General features: G+C 42.8%; 2 protein-coding genes. Both read right to left on the reverse strand.

Annotated elements, in window-relative coordinates; translation table 11 throughout:
• The coding region (locus R7E78_RS27990; RefSeq protein ID WP_318058869.1) for a hypothetical protein at positions 1-296 on the reverse strand (296 nt) is incomplete at its 3' end.
• A gap of 15 nt (positions 297-311) precedes the next feature.
• A partial coding sequence (locus tag R7E78_RS27995) for an OmpA family protein (protein ID WP_318058870.1) occupies positions 312-621 on the reverse strand: 310 nt, incomplete at its 5' end.

Consider the following 621-nt stretch of genomic DNA (forward strand, 5'->3'; position numbering starts at 1 on the left):
ACGTCAATTTCACTGGCGGCTTCTTTGTCTGATTGACTGTCTACTTCAAGCAACGTCTGAATACTTTCGTCTTCTCTAACTTTCTGTTTGTGCTGCTTTGTTAAGTTGATAAGCGCCCAAGCAAAAACAATCACTAAGATCGTAACTAAACGTTGAAAATCACTTTTAAGCGGCTCGTAACCTGCAACCGTGATCAGAGGACCCACAACCCAAATAAAAATGGAGCACGCGGCTAAACCGACTAAACCAAGAAACCATCTTTGGGTAAATACTCTGCCTATTTCTTTAATACTCATTTCCTTGCCCAACCGTTAGTTGCCCACAATAAGATCGATTTCAATTCGACGATTCATTGCTCGGTTCTTTTCACTATCATTTTCTACCAAAGGTCTCGCATCACCCAACCCTTCAGGAATCACTCTTCCTTTAAGTGCACTGTTGGAGATTAACTGTTCGGAAAGAGAAGTTGCCCGAGCTAAAGACAAGTGCCAATTGGATGGGTACTTGCTGGTAAATATCGGACGGTCATCGGTATGCCCGGTAATTATGATCTTCCCTTGTGTCGCTTCTAAAGTGCGTGCAACTTTAGAAATAACTGGCAGTATGTAAGCCACAACGCTC

This window comes from Vibrio sp. YT-19(2023) (assembly GCF_033337395.1).